Below are 1101 nucleotides of genomic sequence, written 5' to 3'. Positions count from 1 at the left end.
CACGACGTGACCAACACGACCGCGAACCCGGTGTCGCCATCGCTGTACCTGAAGCTGCAACACCATGGCAACAAGCCTGAGGGCGAGTCTTACTTTACGTCGAGCTATACCGGCCCGACCATGTACACGCCCGAAAACAAATACGAAAAGCTCAAGTTCGAAGATATCGAGAAGAAGGGCACGGCCGCGCACACGCAATCGTCCACCGGCGGTTGGATCGCCATTTCGCAGCACTATTTCGTCTCCGCGTTCCTGCCGCCTGAAGGCCTGCAGCGTGACACCTTCACCCGCAAGACCCAGGGTGTGAGCAACCTGTACGAAATCGAGAGTGTGATGCCGCTGGGCGCGATTGCGCCTGGCGCGACCAAGAGCGCCGACGTGCGCATGTACTCGGGCCCGCAGGACGAGAACAAGCTCGAGAAAATCGCTCCGGGCTTGGAGCTGGTCAAGGACTACGGCATGCTGACGGTGCTGGCCAAGCCGATCTTCTGGGTGATGGACCAGATCCACACTTACCTGGGCAACTGGGGCTGGACTATCATCGCCTTTACGATCCTGATCAAGCTGCTGTTCTTCCCGCTGTCGGCTGCCGGGTACAAGAGCATGGCGCGCATCAAGGTGGTGACGCCGAAGATGACGGCGATCCGCGAGAAGTACAAGGGCGACCCGGCCAAGATGAATCAGGCCACGATGGAGCTGTACAAGACCGAGAAGATCAACCCGCTGGGCGGCTGCCTGCCGATCCTGGTGCAGATGCCGGTGTTTATTGCGCTGTACTGGGTGCTGCAGGCGTCGGCCGAAATGCGCGGCGCGCCGTGGGTGGGCTGGATCCAGGACTTGACGGCGCCGGACCCGTATTTCATCCTGCCGGTGCTGTACGCGATTTCGATGTTCATCACGACTAAGCTCAATCCGGCGCCCGCCGATCCGATGCAGGCCAAGATGATGCTGTTCATGCCGCTGATTTTTTCGGTGATGTTCGTGTTCTTTCCGTCCGGCCTGGTGCTGTACTGGGTGGTGAACAACATCTTGTCGATCGCGCAGCAGTATGTGATTACCAAGAAGTTCGAAGTCGCGGCGACGACCGTCAAAAAGTAAACG

General features: G+C 59.0%; 1 protein-coding gene. It reads left to right on the top strand.

Annotated elements, in window-relative coordinates; translation table 11 throughout:
- The coding region (yidC, locus tag ACP7BV_RS27155; RefSeq protein ID WP_426108012.1) for a membrane protein insertase YidC at positions 1-1098 on the top strand (1098 nt) is incomplete at its 5' end.
- Positions 1099-1101: the final 3 nt, after the last annotated feature.

Origin of the sequence: Massilia sp. TSP1-1-2, from assembly GCF_049896185.1 — a bacterium.
Taxonomy (GTDB): Bacteria; Pseudomonadota; Gammaproteobacteria; order Burkholderiales; family Burkholderiaceae_D; genus Telluria_A.
This window is presented reverse-complemented; position numbering and strand designations above follow the sequence as displayed.